This is a genomic window from Bradyrhizobium sp. 172 (assembly GCF_023101065.1).
GTDB classification, from domain to species: Bacteria; Pseudomonadota; Alphaproteobacteria; order Rhizobiales; family Xanthobacteraceae; genus Bradyrhizobium; species Bradyrhizobium canariense_D.
Genome location: NZ_CP064701.1, coordinates 792,896 through 814,134, shown reverse-complemented (window position 1 = coordinate 814,134; position 21,239 = coordinate 792,896). Strand labels below are relative to the sequence as shown.

The following is a 21,239-nucleotide window of genomic DNA, read 5'->3' as shown; positions in this document are numbered from 1 at the left end:
CTGCTGGATAGCCTTCAACGCTGTCCGCTGCCTGCCACCTGGGCTCAAGCCGTCAAATGTGGTCATCTCTAACGTCAAGCGCATCGCGCAGCCCGTCGCCGATGAAGTTGAAGCTGGTCACTGCGATCGTAATCGCAGCGCCTGGAATGATGGCAAGCCAGGGAGCGCTGGCCAGATATTGCTGGGCGCCGTTGAGCAGATTGCCCCAGCTGGGCAGCGGTGGTTGGATGCCGTAACCAAGGAAACTGATATAGGCCTCCAGAAGAATCGCACGGGCGACGGTGAGGCTTGCGGCCACGATGATCGGACCCGTGGCATTGGGCAGAATTTCGCGAAGCATGATGTGCCTGCCGCTCAGACCGACCATGCGCGCGGCCTGGACAAACTCGCGCTCGCGCAGCGAACGGACCTCGGCTTCGACGATCCTGGCAACCTCCATCCAGCTCGTGACAGCAATGATGACAGTGATCATCATCGGGCTGGGCCGGAGCGTCGCGGCCAACGCCAGCACGAGGAAAATCGAGGGGAAGGAAAGAAAGCCATCCACCGTGCGCATCAGCGCGGCTCCGATCCAGCCCCCGCGATAGCCTGCGGTCACGCCGACGAGCGTTCCGATCAGCGTTGACAACAACATCGCGGAGAATCCCACCAGTAGCGAGACACGCCCGGCCATCAAGAGTCGCACGGCCAAGTCTCGCCCCAACGGGTCGGTGCCGAAATAATGATGACCGCTCAAGGGAGGAGCAAAGCGGGCGCGCAGATCTATATAGAGCGAATCGTAAGGCAAGGCGTAGGGGCCCACGACGCACGCCAACACGAGCAGGGCGATCATCGCGAACCCGAGCAGCGCCAGATGGTGTCGCATGAACCGGCGCACCCCGCGGCTGTGCCACCAGCGAATTGGAGGGAGGTGGGCGGAGATGTCAGTCATAACGGGGGACTCCTGTTGACGGCACGAACCGGCGTCTTCAGCTGAGACGAATGCGCGGATCGACGAGTGCGACAAGGATGTCTGCGACGAGATTGCCCAGCACGACAAGGATGGCTGAGAATATCAACAGCCCCATGACCATCGGATAGTCACTGTAGCCGAGGCTGTCGAGAAACAGCCGCCCCATTCCCGGCCAGGTAAAGATGGTCTCAGTGACCAACGCGCCGGTCAGAATGCTCGGCAACTGCACCCCAGCCAGGGTGATCATCGGCAACAGCGCATTGCCGACGACATGCTTCAGCAGGATGCGGCGCTCACTTAGGCCCTTGGCACGAGCCGTCTTGACGAAATCCTGGCTCAGCGCATCAAGGGTCGCGGTGCGCATGTAGCGGCTCCAGACCGCGACATGGACCAGCGACAACACCAAGCTTGGCAAGATCAGGTGATGCAAGTAGTCCAGCACCGATCCGTCGCCGATCGTGTACATGTTCCCTGCAGGCACCCAACCGAGCTTCAACGTGAAGATATAGATGCCGACGAGGCCGAACCAGAAGGTCGGGACCGACAGCGCGACCATGGCGCCAATCGTCGCGCAATAATCGAACAGGGAATAGCGGTGGGTGGCACCGCGGATCCCGATCCAGGAACCAAGGGCGATGGCCAGTGCCGTGGAAGTCCCCATCAGCAGCAGCGTAGCGAAGAGGTGACGCCCAATCACCGCCAGCACCGGCGTTCCGTCGCGGAAAGAGTGACCCCAGTCGCCCTGAACCAACCGCCAGGCCCAATCAAAATACTGAATCCACAACGGCCGGTTCAGCCCGAGCTGCTCTGCCAGTCGCTCAATGTCCTTCTGGGTCATGCCGGGATCCAGCCCGAACTGCGCGAGAGGACCGCCCGGCATGAAGTTGAGCACCGTGAAGCCGATGATCGAGACGATCACCAACAGCACGATGCTTTGCGAAAAGCGATTAAGCAGGAACCCGGGCATTCGAGTCTCCATGTTAGCTTGACAGCGCCTAGGCGCCGCCCTGCGCCTATACGGGCCTCGGGCGGCGATACGTCAACTCGCCCAAGACCAAGCCAGCGCGTTCCAGGATTCGGTGCGCGTGTTGACGTTCGGCACGACGCCGGAAATGCCCTTCTTGTTACCCTGGACCGAATTGGTCTGGTACAGCGGCAGGAAGGGCAGGTCGCGGCGAACGAGCTCTTGTACGCGACGGTAGATCGAGCGCCGCGCGTCCGGATCGAAGCTGCGAGCGCCTTGGTCGAGCAAGGCATCGACCTCTGGATTTGAATACTGCGCATTATTCGAACCACGCCCGCCCTTCGCTGCAATCGCACGCGAGTGCAAGCGATTGGTCACGTCCGGGTCGGCGCCGATCAGATACGTGCTGCCGACGATCACGGAATCGAATTGCGATTGCTGCCAGAACTCGCCCCACATCACCGCGGCGGGCAAGTTCGATATCTTCATCTCGACGCCCAACTGAGCAAATGTCTGCTGCAAGAACTGCTGCACCTGCTCGCGAAGCGGATCGCCTGACGTGGTCGAGCTGGCAAAGGACAGACGGACGCCGCTTTTGGCACGAACGCCATCCCGCCCGGGCGCCCAGCCGGCTTGGTCGAGGATCTGGCGCGCGCGGTCCAGATTGTATGCGTGTGCCGGAAGATTGGGGTTATAGTAGGTGGACTGCCTCGGCATGAAGGTCTCCGTCGGAGTCGGCACGCCGTAATAGAGCCCCTGGATGATCGATTCCTTGTCGATGGCTGCGTAGAGCGCCTCACGGACTGCAAGTTCCTTGAACTGTGGACGCTCCAAATTCAGGTAAAAGGACTCGAATGAAGCCTTTGGGACCAGTGTCACCACTCGGTTCGCCAGCGCCTTGGCTTCCTCGTAATGATCAGCTGTGATGTACGGCTGCCCCATCAGGTCCACATCACCGCTCTTGAACTGAGTGTAGAGGACGGTGAGATCGGGAATGTATTTGAAGATCAGCTTCTCGATGTGTGGGCCTTCTCCGAAATATTCGGGGTTAGCCACGAGTTCGAGATGATCGCCTGCAACCCGCTTACCCCATTTGAATGCGCCGGTGCCGACCGGCGCTTGGTTGAAGGCGGCGTTGTTTGGATTGGCCTCCTTCTCGAGGATGTGCTTGGGCACGATGAAGGTTTCGGTCAGGAACGAAAGATAAGGCGCAAAAACCTGTTCCATTCGCCACGAGATCTCCGTGGGCGAGATCACCGTGATGTCGCGCACGAGGGCATGGCCAGCTGTGCGCCAACTCCGGAAGGCGGGATTGGTGATCAGTTCGAGGGTGAATTTCACATCCTCGGCCGTGAAGGGTTTGCCGTCGTGCCAGCGCACACCGTCACGCAGACGGATGCGCCATTTGAGGCCGTCCTCCGAAATGCCGCCGTTCTTCTGGTTCGGTACTTCGACGGCAAGGTTGGGCTCAATCTCACCCTTTGGGTCGATCCGGAAGAGCGCGTCGAAAACCGAGAAATGCACACCATCATCGACTTCAATGTGCGCCATCAGCGGATTGAAGACGGTCGGCTCTTGTCCAAGTCCGACGACGATGCGACCGCTCGGTTTGGCGGGGGCCTTCTGAGCGAAGGCGGGCGTACCCAACAGGCCTGGTGCAGCGAGGCCGGCAGCCCCGACCACCATCAATCGAAGTGCATTGCGCCGTGAATAGCTCGAGTCAAAATAGGCTTCCGTCATGACCTCTCCTCGTTCTTGGCTGTGTCCCGCCGGTATTCATTGACTCCCGCGAGCGCGCGAGCGCCCCTTGGCTGCTCGCCGGGGATGGCAGCGACGAGCTCGCGCGTGTAGGCGGATTTCGGGTCCAGGAAGATCTGCGACGGCGGTCCGCGTTCGATGATCTGTCCTCGATGCATGACGGCGATCTCATCGCAAATCTGGCTGGCAACGCGCAAATCATGCGTGATGAAGATCATCGAGACGCCGGTCTCCCGCTGAATCTGATCCAGCAGCTTCAGGATTTGGGCCTGGATCGAGACATCAAGCGCGGAGACGGCTTCGTCGGCGATCAGCAGTTGTGGTTTGAACATCAGCGCACGGGCGATGCCGACGCGCTGGCGCTGACCGCCGGAAAATTCGTGCGGATAGCGGTCGAAGGCGCCTGAATCCAGGCCGACATGGGACAGAAGCTCCCGCGCCCGCTCACCAGCCTCTCTGTGCGGCACGCCATGCGCGACCGGCCCGACTGTGAGAATTTGCCCGACCGTCGAGCGCGGGTTGAGCGACGCAAAAGGATCCTGGAAGATCATCTGGATTTTTGGCCTTAGCGGCCTAAACTCGGCCTCGGTAAGCCGGGCGACGTCGCGGCCTTCGAAGAAAATCGAGCCACCGTCGCTCTCCATGAGCTTGATCAGCAGCCGCCCGAGCGACGATTTGCCCGAACCGCTTTCTCCGACAACGCCTAGCGTGCGGCCCTGCGTGAGATCGAACGAGACACCATTGACCGCAGGCACGATGCGCTGCGTACGGAAAAGCGCACTGCCGCTACGATAGGTCTTGACCAGACACTCGACCTTCAGGATTGACGCCCTGTCGGCGGCTTCCAAGGGATTGCGGTCCTTGCCGGTCAGGTGCGGCACGGCCGCGATCAGGCGGCGCGTATAGAGGTGACTGGGCGACTTGAGCACCTGCTCGGCACTGCCTTGCTCCACGCAATGACCCTTCTCCATCACCACAACGGAATCGGCAATCTCCGCCACGACTCCAAAGTCATGGGTGATGAACATCACGCTCATTCCCTTGCGGCGCTGAATGTCGCGGATCAGTTTGAGGATCTGCGCCTGCGTCGTCACGTCGAGGGCGGTCGTCGGCTCGTCCGCAATCAGGATCGCGGGCTCAAGAGCCAGAGCCATGGCGATCATCACCCGCTGCCGTTGCCCGCCCGAAAGCCGGAATGGATACTGGTGATACATGAGTTGCGGATCGGGAAGGCCGACCTCAACCAACAAGTCTATGGCGCGGCTGCGACGGGATTTCGCGGTCCCAACGTCGTGCGCTGCCATCACTTCCTCGATCTGCGCGCCCACGGTCATCAGCGGATTGAGCGCTGAGAGCGGATCTTGAAAGATCATCGAGACGACGCGGCCGCGAAGGTTGCGGAGCTTATCGGGCGAGATGGCTACGATGTCGGTCCCATTCAGGTCGATCGAACCCGAGGCAACACGTATCGCCTTGGGCAGAAGCCCCATGATCGCATTGGCTGTGACCGACTTGCCCGATCCGGACTCTCCAATGATGCACAGTATCTGACCCCGCTTCAGATCAAAGGAGACGTTCTCGACGGCGTGAGCCCGCTCCATCCCGGCCGGCAGGCTCACGGTCAGTTCGCGCACCGAGAGTGCCACATCTTCCGAAGCTACAGCCTGAGAGGCAGAGGCCATTTGAACAGTCTCCCCTTTCAACGGCGTTGGGTCATTCTGCTGCGGATTGGCTCTTCGGCCATTGTTGCCGCCGCGACGATCGGACAGGTCGAAAATTCGCCGCTCATTTTGCCATTCCCTGTTCGGAGAGTGCGACATGATTCAAAGCTTGGTGCTCGACAGGAAAAAGCTGTCGCTCAAGCCAAAACATCGGACGAGCGGCCAACTCGATCACTGAATCGAAGTTCGTGGAGCTAACAGTCCCATCCAGCTTGATTGCTCTTGTGGAGGTCTGTTCCTGGACAAGGCTCATCCAGCGTCCCTTTAGAACTTCTGCCACTGATCGACATTGACCCGGCATTCGCGAGTTTGACTGCTTCAATCACCCCAGAGTCGCCGAAACGCGCCGTATGGGCAGCAGGAAGTTCTGAAAACGAAGTGCCATCTGGCATTTCAGTCTGCGCCGCGACGAGAGAACTCTCAGGCGGCCTGCCTTGTGCACGGCACGGCTGCACGCGCTCAACGCCTGATGCCCTGGTGCTTTGGCGAATGAGGTGGGCGCGAGCAACGTGTTCTCGCAATAATAGCTTGAACAGTAGTCGGCAAACCGCAGAATATTCCGTCTAATCACAAATTCCCGCAGAGCACCTGCCGCGAATGCTCAGCTACGATAGGTCAAACGCCGGGAGTCCTCGCTTCATGAGTGCGCCGCTCATCCATATTGAATCAAGCCCGTCTCTGCCTCAAGAGGCTGACGTCGTCGTCATTGGCGGCGGCGTGGTGGGCGTGTTCACGGCTTACTATCTCGCCCGCCGCGGCGTTAAGGTCGCCTTGCTAGAGAAGGGGCGTGTCGCCGCCGAGCAGTCCAGTCGCAATTGGGGATGGTGCCGTCAACAGAATCGCGACGCACGCGAGCTACCGATCGCCACCAAGAGTCTCGATCTTTGGGAGAGAGTAGCACAGGAGACCGGGGAAGACACGGGCTTCCGCCGCTGCGGGCTTCTCTATCTGTCGAATGACGAGAATGAGCTGACCTGCTGGGCGAAATGGCGCGATTTTGCAAAGACGGTCGGCGTTACGACACACATGTTGAGCACGAACGAAGCTAGCGAGAGAGGCAAAGCGACGGGCCGCAAATGGAAAGGCGGCGTCTCCTCTCCAACCGACGGAACGGCAGACCCTTCGAAGGCTGTGCCCGTGGTCGCGCGTGCGATGATGACGGCGGGCGGCACGGTGCACCAGCACTGCGCCGCTCGCGGCATAGAGCTCCGTGCCGGCCGGGTGAACGGCGTAGTGACCGAAATGGGCACAATCCGGACCAACACGGTGGTCATGGCAGGAGGGGCCTGGGCCTCTTCGTTCTGCAACCAGCTCGGCATTCGCTTCCCACAGGCGTCCGTGCGCCAGTCCATTCTCGCCGTGGCTCCTGGCGCGGCGGGTCTGCCCGACGCCCTGCACACTGCAGTCGTGTCGCTCACGCGGCGTAGCAGCGGCGGGTACACGCTGGCGATAAGCGGGCGCGCGCGAGTCGATCCAACGCCGCAGCAATTCAGGTTCGCCCGCGAATTCGTGCCGATGTTTGCTCGCCGCTGGCGCAGTCTCGCCCCTGGAGCATTCGAGGGCATGCGCCAAGGTCATGAATCCTTGGCGAAGTGGGCGCTCGATGAGACGACCCCGATGGAGCTGAACCGGACACTTAATCCCCGTCCCGACATGCGGCAGATTCGGCTGACACATAAAAGAGCTTGCGAATTGCTGCCTGAACTCCGTCGCGTCGCAATCTCCAATGTCTGGGCCGGCTATATTGACAGCACACCGGATGGCGTTCCCGCCATCGGTGAGGTGGGGGCGATTCCGGGCTTTATCCTTGCGGCCGGGTTCAGCGGACACGGTTTCGGGATTGGTCCCGGCGCAGGGCACCTGATGGCGGACATCATTACTGGTACTGCACCGATCGTCGACCCGCGTCCATACAGGCCGGAGCGGCTGAAAACGGGTGCCTGGGGCAAGGTCGCCGAGTTCTGAAAAGCAATCTCTCCGCCCGGTGGGAAAGGATGCTGGTTGGTGCTATGACAGTGCGTATGACGCTGAAGCCTCAAAGCCTTGACGCCGCTATGGCTCCCATCTCATGGCATTGCCTATGAAGCTCGATAAGATCGACATCAGGATTTTATGCGAACTGCAGAAGAACGGGCGGACTTCCAACGTCGAGCTCGCAGAGCTGATAAACCTTTCCCCGAGCCCGTGCCTGATGCGCGTCAAGAGGCTCCAGACGGAGGGCTTCATCACCGGCTATTCCGCCCAGATCGACGTCTCCAAGCTCGGACAAACTCTGACTGTGTTCGCCGAGATCACGCTCAAAAATCATCGCCAGATCGATTTCGCGCGCTTTCTCACGACCATCGAAAAGATAGATTCGGTCGTCGAATGTCATCTGGTTTCGGGCGGATATGACTACCTGGTGAAGTTTATCACAGCGGGAATCAGCGAATATCAAGCGCTGATGGAACGTCTCGTCGAGATGGATATCGGAATCGACAAATACTTCAGTTTTGTCGTGCTGAAGTCCCCGATCGTGAAATCCCATCTGCCTCTCGAAAGCATATTCAATAGCTGAAGAACAATCCTCCACCCCGGGGAGCATGGGCAGATCGCCGGGCCGGCGCTACGGCTCAGGCTTTTTCTGGCCTCGGAATGACAGGCGCAGTGATTATCCTTTCATCGCCGCGCGGACGTCCCTGTCTTCGAGGGTTTGGTCGAGCGTCATGCGAGTTCGTTCGATGATGCCGTCGATGTCCGCATCCGTGCAGCAGAGCGGGGGCGCAAGACCCAGCACGCCCTGGGCAAAGGCGCGGATGACGAGACCGTTGTCCCATGCGCGGTCGAATATGCGGCGCGCGGCGTCAGCTTCCGCCGGCAGGGGCGTCTTGCGCTCCTTGTCCGTGACGAGCTCGATTGCGGCCAGCATGCCGCGACCACGGACATCGCCGACAAGTGGATGATCGGCAAGCGCGCGAAGGCCTTCCATCAGGCGGTGCCCCGCCTTTCGGCCGTTTGCCAACAAGCCATTTTCGTAAAGATCCAGGCACGCGAGCCCGACCGCTGCACTGACGGGATGCGCGGAATAGGTGTAGCCGTGGCCGACGGCCGTCTTGCCGGCTCCGTCCGCAATCGTGTTGTAGACGCGGTCGGACATGAAAACGGCTCCCATCGGCACATAGCCCGACGTCAGACCCTTTGCGGTGGTCATGAAATCCGGCACGACGTCGTCTTCTTCGCAGGCGAAAAATGGGCCGACACGACCAAAGCCAGTGATGACCTCATCGACTACGAACAAAATATCGTTCTCCTTGCAAACGGCGTGCATGGCTTTCAACCAAGATGGCGGTGGCACGAGGACACCCCCTGATCCCTGAATTGGCTCGACGTAAAAAGCCGCAATGCGATCTGCGCCAAGTTCGGCGATCTTGGCTCGCAGGGCCGCGACCGACGCAGCAATGATAGCCTGAGGATGGGAACCGACAGGATTACGATAGGTATAGTGCGACGGAATTTTGTGCTGCCAGCTATAAGGTACCCCAAAGCCCGCATGAAAGGCGGGGATCGCGGTCAAGCCGGACCCTGCCGTCGACGATCCGTGGTAGCCATGCTCGACGGAAATGAACTGATCCTTCTGCGGCGTACCCTTGGCATGATAATAGTACCGAATAAATCGGATTGTGCTGTCGACGGCATCGGAGCCACCTAGCGTGAAGTAAACATGGTTCAGATCGCCAGGCGCCAATTCGGCCAACCTGGCGGCCAGCCGGATGGCCGGATCGGAGCCCAACCCGAAATAGCCCGTCGCGTAAGGCAGCTCGCGCAACTGCTTCGTGGCAGCTTCAACGATGCTCTCTTGTCCGTACCCGACGTTGACACACCACAGACCAGCAAACCCGTCGAGCAATTGATGTCCCGATGCATCGGTCAGGGTCGCGCCCTTCGCTGATCTTAACACCCGCACACCCAAGGCCTCGTGACCGCGATAGGATGAGACCGGGTGAACCAGATGTGCGCGGTCCAGCTCGATCAGCGAATTGCTCAACATTTCGGCCTCCATATCAACCCGAAACGCAAAGTAGGATATCGACGACAGCAGTTCCTCCCAAGCTGCGCCTGAGCCAAAGGAGTTTTGACTTTCGTTTTTGATCGACGCCGCATCTTATACCGCGGCGGCGTCCGCCGCGTGGCGGTGCTGTTCAACTCGAAAGGTTGCTTGGCGCAACTCTCTGCCAAGGCTTCGAGCCGATACGACACAATCTGCTTCCGGCTCCAGCGAAAGCGGCGCTTTATCTTACGCGATGCTCATTATGATGCTTGTCGTACTGGCACGCGGTGCCGAGAGGATTGGAGGATACCACGACATGACCGAGTTCCGACCGAAATATATCACTTTCGATTGCTACGGCACGCTGACGAATTTCGACATGGCCGGTGCGGCAAGGCGAGTCTACGGCTCCCAGCTTTCTGCCACGACGATGGCAAGTTTCATCAAGGATTTCGCCGCCTATCGCCTGGACGAAGTTCTTGGCGCGTGGAAGCCATACTTCGAGGTCGTGCATAATTCGGTAGAGCGCGCGTGCAAGCGCAACGGTGTCGTATTTCGGCCGGAGGATGCCCAGCGCATCAATGAAGAGATCCACACATGGGGTCCACACCCCGACGTCCCGGCGGGTCTGGCCAAAGTTGCCAGGGAGATTCCGCTGGTCATCCTGTCGAATTCCATGAAGAACCTCATCATGTCGAACGTCGAGAAGCTCGGCGCGCCCTTCCACACGGTCATCACGGCCGAGGAAACCGGCGCCTACAAGCCGCACATGAAAGGCTTTGAATACATGCTGGACAAGCTTGGCTGCGGTCCGGAAGATATCACCCACGTCTCATCCTCCTTCCGCTACGACCTGATGACAGCCTACGACCTGGGCATCAAGAGCAAGGTGTGGGTGAACCGCGGTCATGAGCCCGCGAATCCCTTCTATGAATACACTGAGGTCGCTGACATCGGCGGGCTCGCCGCCGCAGTCGGCTTGGAGCCCCTTCGAAGAAGTGCGTGAAGGCGTATCCTTTTCGGGCTCTTTCGCGGCACGTAGACCTTCGAAAATTTCAGTAGAGACTGTTGCGTGATGAATAAAGGGGGCGGTTCAACCGCTCCCTTTTTCTGTGTTCGAACTACTCATCCGACAGAATTGTGTTACTTCGCTGTCGAGGCATCATGGTGTTGTCGCGCGGATGCGGTCCGCCGCAAAATCGGAGAACCCTTCGATTCCTCTCCTGAAACCAGGAATCGCCCCCTTATTCCAATCCGCCGACATGAAGCGTTTTGATCTCAAGATATTCATCTATCCCGAGCTGGGATCCTTCGCGCCCCAGCCCGGACTGCTTTACACCGCCGAACGGCGCGACCTCGGTCGAGATCAGGCCGGTGTTCAGGCCCACCATGCCGAATTCCAGCGCCTCGGCAACGCGCCACGAGCGCTTGAGGTTTTCAGTGTAGAAGTAGGCGGCAAGGCCGAAGGGCGTGCCGTTCGCGATCGCGATCGCTTCGTCCTCCGTCTCGAAGCGGAAAAGCGGCGCGACTGGTCCGAACGTCTCTTCTGAGGCCAAGAGCATGTCAGTCGTTGCCTCACCGAGCACGACGGGGCGCGCATACTGCCGACCTTCCGGCATACGTTCGCTCTGCGAGATGATCTTCGCGCCTTTGTCCAGGGCGTCTGTGACGTGCCGCTTGATCTTTTCTATCGCCGCGCCATTGATCATTGGTCCGATTTCGACACCTTCTTCGGTGCCGGCACCGACCTTCATTTTTGCGACCCGGCTGGCGAGCCTTTTCGCAAAGGCATCGTAAACGCCGGATTGCACCAGAATGCGATTGGAGCAAACGCAGGTCTGTCCGCCATTACGAAACTTCGACGCAATCGCGCCCTCGACGGCCCGGTCAACATCGGCATCATCAAAGACGATGAACGGCGCGTTGCCGCCGAGCTCGAGGCTGAGCTTCTTGATGTTGGCGGCGGCGCCTTTCATCAGCAATGCGCCGACGCGAGTCGACCCGGTAAACGAGATCTTGCGGACAGTTTCATTGTCCATCAGTTCCTGGCCGATTTCCGCGGGCATGCCCGTCACGATATTAATCACGCCCGCCGGGATCCCTGCCCGCTGCGCAAGAACGCCGATCGCGAGCGCCGAAAATGGCGTAAATTCAGATGGCTTGATGACCACGGTGCAGCCCGCAGCAAGCGCAGGTGCCACCTTGCGCGTGATCATGGCGTTAGGAAAGTTCCAGGGGGTGATGATCCCGCAGACGCCTACCGGCTCTTTCAGCACCAGAATGCGGCGATCGGCAGTGGGTGAAGGGATGGTCGATCCGTTGATCCGGCGTGTCTCTTCCGCAAACCATTTTACGAAGGATGCCCCATAGCGGATTTCTCCGAGCGATTCAGCAAGCGGCTTACCCTGTTCCAGAGTCAGCAAGAGCGCCAGATCCTGCTCATGCTGCCGCATCAGCTCATACCAACGCTCCAAAAGTGCCGCGCGTTCTGCATGAGTAGTCTTCTTCCAAGCTTTGAACGCATCAGCCGCAGCGTTGATTGCAGCCGCAGTCTCGTTACGCCCCATATCGGGGATGGTACCAAGGACGTTCTGGCTGGCAGGATCAATGACATTGGCAGTGGCTTTCGCGCTCGCATCTCGCCAATTGCCGCCGATCAGCCCTTGCTGGCGAAACAGATCCTTGTCCTTCAATGCAATCATCTACATGTTCCTTTGCCTTCGGGCCCAACTCCGCCATTCCTGCTTGCCAACCGAGCAGGTCTGCACTACGAGAACGCTCTTGGATTTGCGACTGGCGAGCAAAGCCGGCTCATTTGAGCAATAAAGGCCGCACACCGCATTTTTTCATCGAGAATTGCCTGACGGCGCTGAAGCCGGTCAGGCGCGACTTTGAAAGTCGATTGTTCTGCCAAGCCAGATTTCGACCGCTCTGAGCATTGCGCTCAGTCATAAGCGCTGACGTAGATCTTTCGCACGGTCTCGATCGTGCGCCAGACGCCGACAAAGCCCGGTTTCATCACGAAGCTGTCGCCGCCGCGGTAAGTCCTGGTCTCACCACCCTTTTCCTCAATTTCGATGAGACCCGAGATGATGTGGCAGAACTCGTAAGTGGTGCCTTTGATGGAATGGGTCTCGCCGGGCGTTGCTTCCCAGACGCCGGTCAGCACCTTCTCGGCTTTGGAGGCGTCCTGCGCCCAGGTCTTGAAGGATGGATTGCCCGAAATGAGTCGTTCCGGAGCAGGCAAGGTGTTCTTTGGTGCGAAGTCCGGATTGGTATCGATAGTAATCAGAAGTGACATGGCATTATCCCTGGTTAATAGCCGAGTGTTCGATCGACAAGCCCGATCGGATTTTTTCCCGCGCGGTGGCGCCTGATGTTTTCTACGACGGATTGTGCCGCCGTATGCGGTTGCGTCACGGATGCGATGTGCGGCGTTATCATGACCTTCGGATGTGCCCAGAGCGCATGGCCTTCCGGCAGCGGCTCGGGGTCAGTGACATCGAGCATAGCTGCCGCGAGGCGGCCGCTGTCGAGCGCCTCGATGAGTGCGGCCTGATCGAGCTGCGGGCCGCGGCCGAGATGCAGCAGTCGCGCTCCCATCGGCAAAAGCGAGAAGAGTTTTGCGTTCAGGAGGCCGCGGGTTTGCTCCGTCAGGGGCAGAAGACAGACGAGAATATCCGTTCCTCTCAGGAAACTGCCTAGCCGATCGTCGCCATGAAAGCAGGTGACGCCCTCGACTACCTTTTTGCTGCGGCTCCATGCGGCAAGGGAAAATCCAAAGGGCTTGAGGCGATCGATTGCCGCTTGCGCCAGCATCCCAACGCCCAGGAAACCCACGCGGCGTTCGGTCGCCTGTGGAGTGACAATATCTTGCCACTCGCCCCTTCTCTGCTGCTCCCGATATGCGAGCATCTCGCGATGGAGCGCCAGCACGCCAAGCACGACGTATTCCTGCATCATGCGTATGATGCCATCCTCGACCATACGCACCAGCATCACATGATCGGGTATGATCTCGGGCACGAACTGGTCGACTCCGGCACCGATCGAAAAGAGCACCTCCAAATTGCGATAACGCGAGACGTCGTCCGGCACGTTCCAGGTCAGCAGATACCGCACCTTTTCCGGGTCGATGCTTTTCCTACCCTGGTAGAATTCAAGATCGGGGAGCTCGCGCGCAAATATCTGGCGGAAAATTGCGCCCCGAGCGGCATCGGAATTGAAAAGAAACCCCATCTAGGGACCCTTCGTGTCACGCGGCGAGATGCTCGATGACTTGTTGGCGCGCAGCGAGCTCGCCGGGCATCTACAGCCTAGCGGCAAGCAGAAGCTTTCTCTGCCGAATATCGGTGCGCTATATGCCGAACATTTCGAACACTTGCACCAAAACAGGTGAAACCTGCTGGCTTTCCGTGCAATGCTGCGGCAAACACGTCTGCTGTCGCAACTGGGCAGCTAAAGCACGACAAGCCATAGACGTTGGCATTCCGCGAAGGAATGAACTGAGATGGGACGATCCGTACGCCTGAAGTCCTTCGAATTGGTCGCGCGCGACATTCGAGACGTTGATGTGAAGCTGCTCCACGCGCTCTCGATTGCCGTCGGCTGGCCGCATCGGCCAAAGGACTGGGATTTCCTGCGCCGCGCCGGTCAGGGCATCGTCGCTGTTGACGGCATCGGGCGCGTTTTCGGAAGTGCGATGTGGTTCCCCCACGGACACGAATTCGCCACCATCGGCCTGGTACTCACATCGCCGCGCACCCAAGCACAAGGTACCGGCCGATGGCTGATGGAACAGGTGTTCGAACGGTGCGAGGATCGGAGTCTTGCCCTGAACTCGACCGATGCTGCCTATCATCTTTATCTGTCGCTGGGCTTCACCAAGGAAGCGGTCGTGTATCAGTGGCAGGGAGAGATCGTATCACCCCTTCCACCGACATCAGTTCTGGATGGCGAATTGAGGTCGGCGTCAGCCGAAACTCTCAATGAGATTGCGGCGCTGGATGAGCGCGCATTCGGCACGAGCCGCCGGGAGCTGCTTGCTCTGCTTTCGGAAGGTGCGTCAATCTGTGTACTGCGCCGCGACGGCAAGACCGTCGGCTACTCCATGAAGCGCGAATTCGGGCGTGGTCACGTGATCGGTCCCATTGTCGCCAGCAATGATTATGACGCGATCCATCTCACGGCCGTGCATCTTAAGGATCTCACCGGCCGTTTCGCCCGCGTCGATACCCGGGAGCAAACGGGCCTGTTTGCTGACTATCTTCAGCAGAGCCGCCTCGCGATCAGCGAGACGGTCACAACCATGTCCAAGGGGCGGCGATTCCTCAACCGAAAGGAAAACGAGCCGTGGGTCTACGGATTGGCCGCTCACGCGTTGAGCTGAGCTGTGAAGCGAATTGTTAGTGGCGCCTGTCCCACGAATATAAATGATAACGACCACTTATTCGGCAACTTCGATTCCGGAGTGTCAGAAAAATTTTCGCGGCGAATTTCGATATTCCGAGCAACAAAACTAAACCGCTGAATGTTGCGACTATTCCCTACGTGGCCGCTCCCTCCCCATTCAAGCTACGGCCCGAAACGGTTTCCGCCCATGCGTTGTTCCGCGATGCCGGCAGCCGCTCAAGTGGCCGAACTCTGGATGATACCCATGCAGAGGTATTTGATTTCCAGATAGTCCTCGATGCCGTATTTCGAACCCTCACGGCCGTTGCCGCTCTCCTTGACGCCGCCGAACGGTGCAACCTCGGTCGAGATCAGGCCTTCGTTGATACCGACGATGCCGTACTCGAGCGCTTCGGCAACGCGCCAGACCCGTCCGATATCGCGGCCGTAGAAATAGGCCGCAAGTCCGAACTCGGTATCGTTCGCAAGGCGGATCGCTTCCTCTTCAGTCTTGAAGCGGAATACGGGCGCGACCGGGCCAAAAGTTTCCTCCCGGAAGATCAACATGTCCGGCGTGGCGTCCGCCAATACCGTCGGTTCAAAGAACGTGCGGCCAAGCGCATGGCGCTTCCCACCGATGGCGACGCGCGCTCCCTTGGAAACCGCATCGGAAACATGCTCTTCGACTTTCTCCACGGCGGCGATGTCGATCAGCGGACCAATCGCGACGCCGGGCTCGAACCCGTCACCGATCTTGAACGCACTAACCGCCTCAGCCAGACGCGAGACAAACAAATCGTAGATCTTGTCCTGCGCAAGGAAGCGATTGACGCAAACACAGGTCTGGCCGGCATTGCGGTATTTCGAAGCCATCGCGCCCTTGACCGCGGCATCGATGTCCGCATCGTCGAAGACGATGAACGGCGCGTTGCCGCCGAGCTCCATCGATGTCCGCTTCACCGTCGACGCGCTCTGCGCCATCAGCTTCTTGCCGATTTCGGTCGAACCCGTGAATGTCACCTTGCGTACGATCGGATTGGAGGTCATTTCGCCGCCGATCGCCGACGCCGAACCTGTGATGACGGACAGCACACCTTGAGGGACGCCTGCCCGCTCCGCCAGCAGCGCAAGCGCCAGCGCGGACAGTGGTGTCTGGCTTGCCGGCTTGACGACCATGGTGCAACCCGCCGCCAGGGCCGGGCCCGCCTTGCGCGTGATCATCGCGGCCGGAAAATTCCACGGGGTGATTGCGGCACAAACGCCGATCGGCTGCTTTAGCACGATGATGCGTCGGTCGGCCGTGAACCCCGGGATCGTATCGCCATAGACGCGTTTTGCTTCCTCGCCGAACCACTCGACGAAGCTTGCGGCATAGGCGATCTCGCCCTTGGCTTCAGCAAGCGGCTTGCCCTGCTCCGCCGTCATGATCGCACCGAGATCGTCCTGGTTCGCCATCATCAGATCGAACCAGCGTCGCAGGATCACGGCGCGCTCTTTCGCGGTACGGGCTCGCCACGCCGGTAGCGCAGCGTTGGCGAATTCGATCGCCCGCCGGGTCTCGGCCATCCCCATGTTGGGGACATGTCCGACCACGGCGCCGGTCGAGGGATTATCGACCGTGATGGTGGCGCCGTTATCGGCGGCTACCCACGCACCTGCCACCGGACAGGCATCGCGCAACAGGGTCGGATCTTTGAGCGTGAGTTTCGAAGCCATGATGAAGACAGCCAGGTTGGAATTAACACGTTATAATGCAGTTCGGCATGAAGCATTCAGCGCTAAGTGGAGTCGTGGCCGCTCAGAAACTGCGTCACGACCTCGATCTGTTCGTCAGCGATCAGGGCCGGCGCATGCCCGCAGTCCGCGACGGTGTGAACGCGGACATTGCGATTGCGCCGCATCATGTCCTTGAGGACGCCTTCGGAAAGCAAATCCGATTGCTGCCCGCGTATGACCAGAATGGGGACATCGATCGCATCCCAGTATTTCCAGAGATCGACGCTGTAGTGCCAAGGGTTTCGAAAGGCCTGAGCGATGTTCGCATCGCACAGCGGCTTGAAGCAGCGCCCCTCCACGCTCCAGGCCACGCTATGCGTTGTCAGATGCCGCCAGTGCACATCCTCCAATCGCCCGAAAGGCGCCAGAACCCGCCGGTAGTAGCCTTCGGCCTGTTCGATCGTCTCAAACGATTTGGGCGCCTCGTTGAGATTGGCACCGAGACGAAGCAATCCGGTCCAGGGCAGATAGGGTCCGATGTCGTTGATGACGATGCGACGGATCGGACTGCCCGGAAGGGCAGCCAGCACCATCCCGATCAAGCCGCCCAGCGACGTTCCAACCCAATCGATCTCCGTTGCACCAAGAGCTGCCATCAACACGGTCATGTCGCTGCAATATTGCGGCAAGGCATAGTCGCTGCTGTCGTGCAGCCGTTCGCTTTGTCCGCGGCCCGGCAAGTCCGGGCAGACGACCTGCCGCCCTGCCATTGCGAGAACTGCGGCGAGGTGATCGAAGTCCCGGCCGTTTCTGGTCAAGCCATGGACGCAGAGCACCGGCCGCACCGCGGGCGCGGGCCCCCAATCCGTGAATGCGATACGATGGAAGCTGCGCCGGGTCAGCCCGCGCACCGATCCGGTGCGGTCGGGCGCCCTCTGCCGTCCTTCAGGCCAGTCCGTGGGGCGCAACTCGGTGGATTTCAGCCCCATCGGTCTATTCGACAAACCGGTGGGCGTCGGCCGAGGTTTCGAAGATATGCGGCGCGACGTCGCGGCGGGCCAGCGCGTCGCCGAGCTTCAGGCGCATGAATGCGCTGGTGGTGTAGCGCGAGGCATGATCGTAGCAGGTCCGCTCGACCTCGGCGGCCATTGAAAACCATTTCTCCGTCATGTCGGGAGCGATGTAAGACGAATCGTAGTTGACGACTGCGGAAAACCGGCGTCCGACACGATGGAAGAGTTCGAGGATCGACGCCCGGATTACCTCGACGTCGGCATCTCTATGGACCCGATAGCCGTCAAGTCCGAGAAAAAGCGTGTTGCGATCGGCATCGTACGACAGCCGCTCCGCCAGCGGCCGATTGAGCAGCCGGTCGTCGAGCTGCATCAGGGCCTCGCTGAACAGCGAAACATCCATGGATTTCGGCGCGCGGATGATGGGCCGAAAGCCCATGAGCGCGAGAATGTCGCGCTCCATATCGATACCCGGCGCGATCTCGATCAGTTCGAGACCCTCGGGAGTGAGGCGGAACACGCATCGCTCCGTCACATAGAGAACGGGCTGCCTGTTGGTTGCGGCAAGCTGGCCCGAAAACGTGATCTGATCCACCTTGTCGATGAATTTCGAGGACTTGCCTTCGCTGAGGATCTTGAGCTGACCATCCACGACCGACGTCTTGAGCCCACCGGTGGTGAAGGTGCCTGCGAAGATCAGCCGGCGCGCATTCTGGGATATGTTGATGAAGCCGCCGGCGCCGGCCAGACGGCCATTGAACAGGCTGACGTTGACGTCGCCGCGGCCATTGACCTGAGCCATGCCGAGACAGGCCAGATCGAGCCCGCCGCCGTCGTAGAAATCGAACATCTGGTTCTGGTCGATGATCGATTCTGCATTGATCGAAGCACCGAAATCGAGACCGCCTTGCGGAATACCGCCGATGATGCCGGGCTCGGCAGTCAGCGTCACAAAGTCGAACAGCTTTTCTTCGGCGGCAACCGAGGCGACTCCCTCCGGCATGCCGATGCCGAGATTGACCACGCCGCCCATCGGCAATTCCAGGGCGCAGCGGCGCGCAATGATCTTGCGGTTATCCAGCGCCATCGGAACATTGCGATCGGCCGGCGCGCGCAATTCGCCCGAAAATGCTCCGTTGTAACCCGTGGCATAGGTCTGGACATGGTTTTCGGGCTGCGCAACGACGACGCAGTCGATCAAGACGCTCGGAATTTTGACGTGACGCGGATTGAGCGAGCCGGAGGCGGCGATGCGCTCCACCTGCGCGATGACGAATCCCTTGCAGTTCTTGGCGGCCGTTGCCAGCGCCAGATTGTCGAGGGTCAACGCCTCTTTTTCCATCGAGATGTTGCCGTTGTGGTCGGCGGTGGTACCTCTGATGATCGCAACGTTGATGGGAAATGCCTTGTAGAACAGCCATTGTTCGCCGTCGATTTCGATCATCCGCACCAGCTCTTCGGTGGTGCGCGCATTCAGCTTTCCGCCACCATTGGCCGGATCGACGAAGGTGCCGAGCCCGACCTTGGAGAGAAGCCCGGCCTTGCGCCCCGCAATTTCACGAAACAGATGCGATACGCATCCGAGCGGCAAGTTATAGGCCTCGACGTGATTGTCGACCGCCATCCGGGCGAGCTTCGGAACCAGGCCGAAATGTCCGCCGACCAGGCGTTTGATCAGGCCGGGATGCGCCAGGCGGTTGAGGCCGCGATCGGCGCCGTCTCCCGGCGCCGCCGCGAACACCAGCGAAAGGTCCCGCGGCTCTCCGGTCTGCACGAAACGCCGCTCCAGCGCCTTGATGATTTCATCGGGCGTTCCCACGCCGACGAAGCCGGACGAGGCGACGGTGTCACCGGAACGGATGATGGCAACCGCCTCGGCGGCGTCGACGATCTTGTTGCGCATCAGGCTTCACTTCCGGGATTGGCGTCGCGGGCGACCAGCCAGTCGGCAATGCTCTGGCTCAGCTTGCCCTGCGATTTGCTGGAGACGAACAGGCCGACATGGCCGCCGGGCAGCGGAATTTCGGTGTAATCCGTGCTGCCTATCTTCGCTCCGAGCGCGCGCGAGCAGTCCGGCGGAATGATATGGTCATCCAACGCAAAAACATTCAGCACGGGAGCCGTGATAGACTTCAGATCGACCCGACGGCCGGACAGTTCAAAGCTGCCATCGACCAGGCGGTTCTCCTGGTAGAGATCCTTCAGCCACTGCTTCGCCGCTCCGCCAGGATGATGCGGACGGTCCGCGAGCCACTTTTCCATGCGGAGGAAATTCATGAACTTGGCCTCGTCATCGACGACGTCGATGAGATCGACATTGTATTTCGTCAGTGAGCGCATCGGCGTCATCATCGAGAACACCGAGCTCATGAACTCGCCCGGCAGCACGCCGTAAGTATCGACCAGCTTGTCGATGTCATCAGGATCGAGGCTGCGGGTCCAAAGGTTGAGGAAGCCGTGGTGCGCGGCCTTGTCCTTGACATCGGCATGGAAGTCGATTGGGGTAATGGTGATGACGAGATTTTTGACCTTTTCCGGATGCAGAGCGGTGTAGCACGTCGTAAAGACGCCGCCTTCGCAGATGCCGAGCAGCGTGATCTTGTCATGGCCGGTTTCCTGCGCGATGCGGTCGACTGCGGCATCGATGTAGTCATCGACGTAATCATCAATTTTCAGCCATCGCTCGGTTCGGCCCGGCTGGCCCCAGTCGATCAGCCAGAGATCGAGCCCTTTTGAGAGAAGGCTGCGCACCAGCGAGCGGTCAGGCTGTAAATCAGCCATGGTATACCGCCCGATCAGGCCGTAGGCCAAAAGGACGGGCGTCTTCGCCGTCGCTTCCGCCATCGGCTCATAATGGAACAGCTCGACCTTGTCGCGGCGCATCATGAGATGCTTCGGTGTCGTGCCGATGGCGACGTCTTCATCCCGCGTATTGGCGATCAACTGTGTCGCCTTGAACATCTTCTCGGCGTTGGCCGCCATGTCCCGGGCGAAGCGCGAGGTTTGGTTCTCCTGATCGCTCATCGTGCGGCTTCGCTCTTCTGGTCGCGGATCTGGCGGGCGAGCGTACGGACTTCTCGGCGGAGTTCGGTCAATTGCTGCGTCACGTCGTCGAAATCCTTGCGGGTCGGCAGCCCCAACATGGCTGACGCGGCCTCAGCGACATCATCCTGCCGGCTCCGTAACTTCAATCCCGCCTGCAGCAGTTCCTTCTGAGCTTGCAAGAAGCCGTCGGTGCGCTGATTCCGGATCAGTTCCTCGTTGGAGATTTCGCTCCATTTGGCGAACGCCTCGCGCCACTCCGGATGCGGGGAGCCATCGCTACCGGTGGCGGACATCGTCTCGTAAAACCGCTTCGACGCTTCAGGCCATGGAGCGGCAGCAACCGCATTGTAGCTCGCAAGCCGCTGGCGCATCTCGATCCAGGCCCCAAAGGCCAACGCCATTTTCCGGTCGATGTCCCAGACGTCGGCCAGCCGCGGCCCCTGCGCCATCCGCTCGATCGCTGCCGACAGTTCGTTGCCGTCGCCAAAACCACCCGGCTTTTCCGACAGACGCGCCAGCATGAACGGTGCCATCGACCCCGACCACGCCTCGACCATGCGGTTCGAGGATTCGGCCATCGTCTGCCACAGCTTCGCCCATTCGAGGCCGGGATCGGAATCAGCGGAAGCCGATTTGTCGTTCTCGCTCATGC

General features: G+C 59.9%; 17 protein-coding genes. 4 read left to right on the top strand and 13 right to left on the bottom strand.

Annotation, left to right across the window (positions count from 1 at the left end; genetic code table 11):
- Positions 1–52: 52 nt before the first annotated feature.
- The 4 genes from IVB07_RS03780 to IVB07_RS03765 form a co-directional block, all read right to left on the bottom strand.
- The gene (locus IVB07_RS03780; RefSeq protein WP_026232479.1) at positions 53–931 is read right to left on the bottom strand and encodes an ABC transporter permease; all 879 of its coding nucleotides are present in this window, start codon (positions 929–931) and stop codon (positions 53–55) included.
- 37 nt (positions 932–968) lie between these two features.
- Positions 969–1,919: an ABC transporter permease gene (locus tag IVB07_RS03775; protein ID WP_018453192.1), complete on the bottom strand. Its 951-nt coding sequence runs from the start codon at positions 1,917–1,919 to the stop codon at positions 969–971.
- A 72-nt stretch (positions 1,920–1,991) separates the two neighbouring features.
- Complete coding sequence (locus IVB07_RS03770) at positions 1,992–3,656, bottom strand: peptide ABC transporter substrate-binding protein (RefSeq protein ID WP_247360893.1); 1,665 nt, start codon at positions 3,654–3,656, stop codon at positions 1,992–1,994.
- Positions 3,653–5,356 (bottom strand): ABC transporter ATP-binding protein, encoded by a 1,704-nt coding sequence (locus IVB07_RS03765; protein WP_039798616.1) that lies wholly within the window; start codon positions 5,354–5,356, stop codon positions 3,653–3,655. The genes IVB07_RS03770 and IVB07_RS03765 overlap by 4 nt, the downstream gene beginning before the upstream one ends.
- Positions 5,357–6,034: 678 nt before the next feature.
- On the opposite strand from IVB07_RS03765, the gene IVB07_RS03760 reads away from it, so the two are divergent.
- Both IVB07_RS03760 and IVB07_RS03755 read left to right on the top strand, forming a co-directional pair.
- Entirely contained in the window at positions 6,035–7,360 is a 1,326-nt protein-coding gene (locus IVB07_RS03760) for an FAD-binding oxidoreductase (RefSeq protein ID WP_247299260.1), read from the top strand.
- Positions 7,361–7,475: 115 nt separating this feature from the next.
- Positions 7,476–7,952, top strand: a complete 477-nt coding sequence (locus tag IVB07_RS03755) for an Lrp/AsnC family transcriptional regulator (protein WP_018453188.1) — start codon at positions 7,476–7,478, stop codon at positions 7,950–7,952.
- Between the two features lie 93 nt (positions 7,953–8,045).
- Here IVB07_RS03755 and IVB07_RS03750 read toward each other — a convergent pair whose 3' ends face one another.
- The gene (locus tag IVB07_RS03750) at positions 8,046–9,422 is read right to left on the bottom strand and encodes an aspartate aminotransferase family protein (protein ID WP_026232478.1); all 1,377 of its coding nucleotides are present in this window, start codon (positions 9,420–9,422) and stop codon (positions 8,046–8,048) included.
- Positions 9,423–9,738: 316 nt separating this feature from the next.
- On the opposite strand from IVB07_RS03750, the gene IVB07_RS03745 reads away from it, so the two are divergent.
- Positions 9,739–10,428, top strand: a complete 690-nt coding sequence (locus IVB07_RS03745; protein ID WP_018453186.1) for a haloacid dehalogenase type II — start codon at positions 9,739–9,741, stop codon at positions 10,426–10,428.
- A gap of 238 nt (positions 10,429–10,666) precedes the next feature.
- On the opposite strand, the gene IVB07_RS03740 is transcribed toward IVB07_RS03745, so the two are convergent.
- From IVB07_RS03740 to IVB07_RS03730, 3 genes are all read right to left on the bottom strand, one after another.
- Entirely contained in the window at positions 10,667–12,124 is a 1,458-nt protein-coding gene (locus IVB07_RS03740) for an NAD-dependent succinate-semialdehyde dehydrogenase (protein WP_018453185.1), read from the bottom strand.
- Positions 12,125–12,366: 242 nt separating this feature from the next.
- Complete coding sequence (locus IVB07_RS03735) at positions 12,367–12,723, bottom strand: cupin domain-containing protein (protein ID WP_018453184.1); 357 nt, start codon at positions 12,721–12,723, stop codon at positions 12,367–12,369.
- A 14-nt stretch (positions 12,724–12,737) separates the two neighbouring features.
- Positions 12,738–13,661: a glyoxylate/hydroxypyruvate reductase A gene (locus tag IVB07_RS03730; protein WP_018453183.1), complete on the bottom strand. Its 924-nt coding sequence runs from the start codon at positions 13,659–13,661 to the stop codon at positions 12,738–12,740.
- 271 nt (positions 13,662–13,932) lie between these two features.
- Between IVB07_RS03730 and IVB07_RS03725 the strand changes: the two genes are divergently transcribed.
- Entirely contained in the window at positions 13,933–14,811 is an 879-nt protein-coding gene (locus IVB07_RS03725) for a GNAT family N-acetyltransferase (protein WP_018453181.1), read from the top strand.
- Between the two features lie 239 nt (positions 14,812–15,050).
- Here the strand turns inward: IVB07_RS03725 and gabD are convergent, their stop codons facing one another.
- The 5 genes from gabD to IVB07_RS03700 all read right to left on the bottom strand — a co-directional run bounded on the left by gabD (position 15,051) and on the right by IVB07_RS03700 (position 21,237).
- A complete protein-coding gene (gene gabD / locus IVB07_RS03720) occupies positions 15,051–16,529 on the bottom strand; it encodes an NADP-dependent succinate-semialdehyde dehydrogenase (RefSeq protein WP_018453180.1) in 1,479 nt (492 codons plus the stop codon).
- A 62-nt stretch (positions 16,530–16,591) separates the two neighbouring features.
- Positions 16,592–17,518 carry an alpha/beta hydrolase gene (locus IVB07_RS03715; protein ID WP_085361111.1) on the bottom strand — a complete coding sequence of 309 codons (927 nt, stop codon included), beginning with the start codon at positions 17,516–17,518 and terminating at the stop codon, positions 16,592–16,594.
- A 4-nt stretch (positions 17,519–17,522) separates the two neighbouring features.
- Positions 17,523–19,445, bottom strand: coding sequence for a CoA-transferase (locus IVB07_RS03710; protein WP_085361112.1), 1,923 nt, complete (start codon positions 19,443–19,445; stop codon positions 17,523–17,525).
- Positions 19,445–20,566: a class III poly(R)-hydroxyalkanoic acid synthase subunit PhaC gene (gene phaC, locus IVB07_RS03705; protein ID WP_018453177.1), complete on the bottom strand. Its 1,122-nt coding sequence runs from the start codon at positions 20,564–20,566 to the stop codon at positions 19,445–19,447. Before phaC ends, IVB07_RS03710 begins: the two co-directional genes overlap by 1 nt.
- Positions 20,563–21,237 carry a poly(R)-hydroxyalkanoic acid synthase subunit PhaE gene (locus tag IVB07_RS03700; RefSeq protein ID WP_039798611.1) on the bottom strand — a complete coding sequence of 225 codons (675 nt, stop codon included), beginning with the start codon at positions 21,235–21,237 and terminating at the stop codon, positions 20,563–20,565. The genes phaC and IVB07_RS03700 overlap by 4 nt, the downstream gene beginning before the upstream one ends.
- Positions 21,238–21,239: the final 2 nt, after the last annotated feature.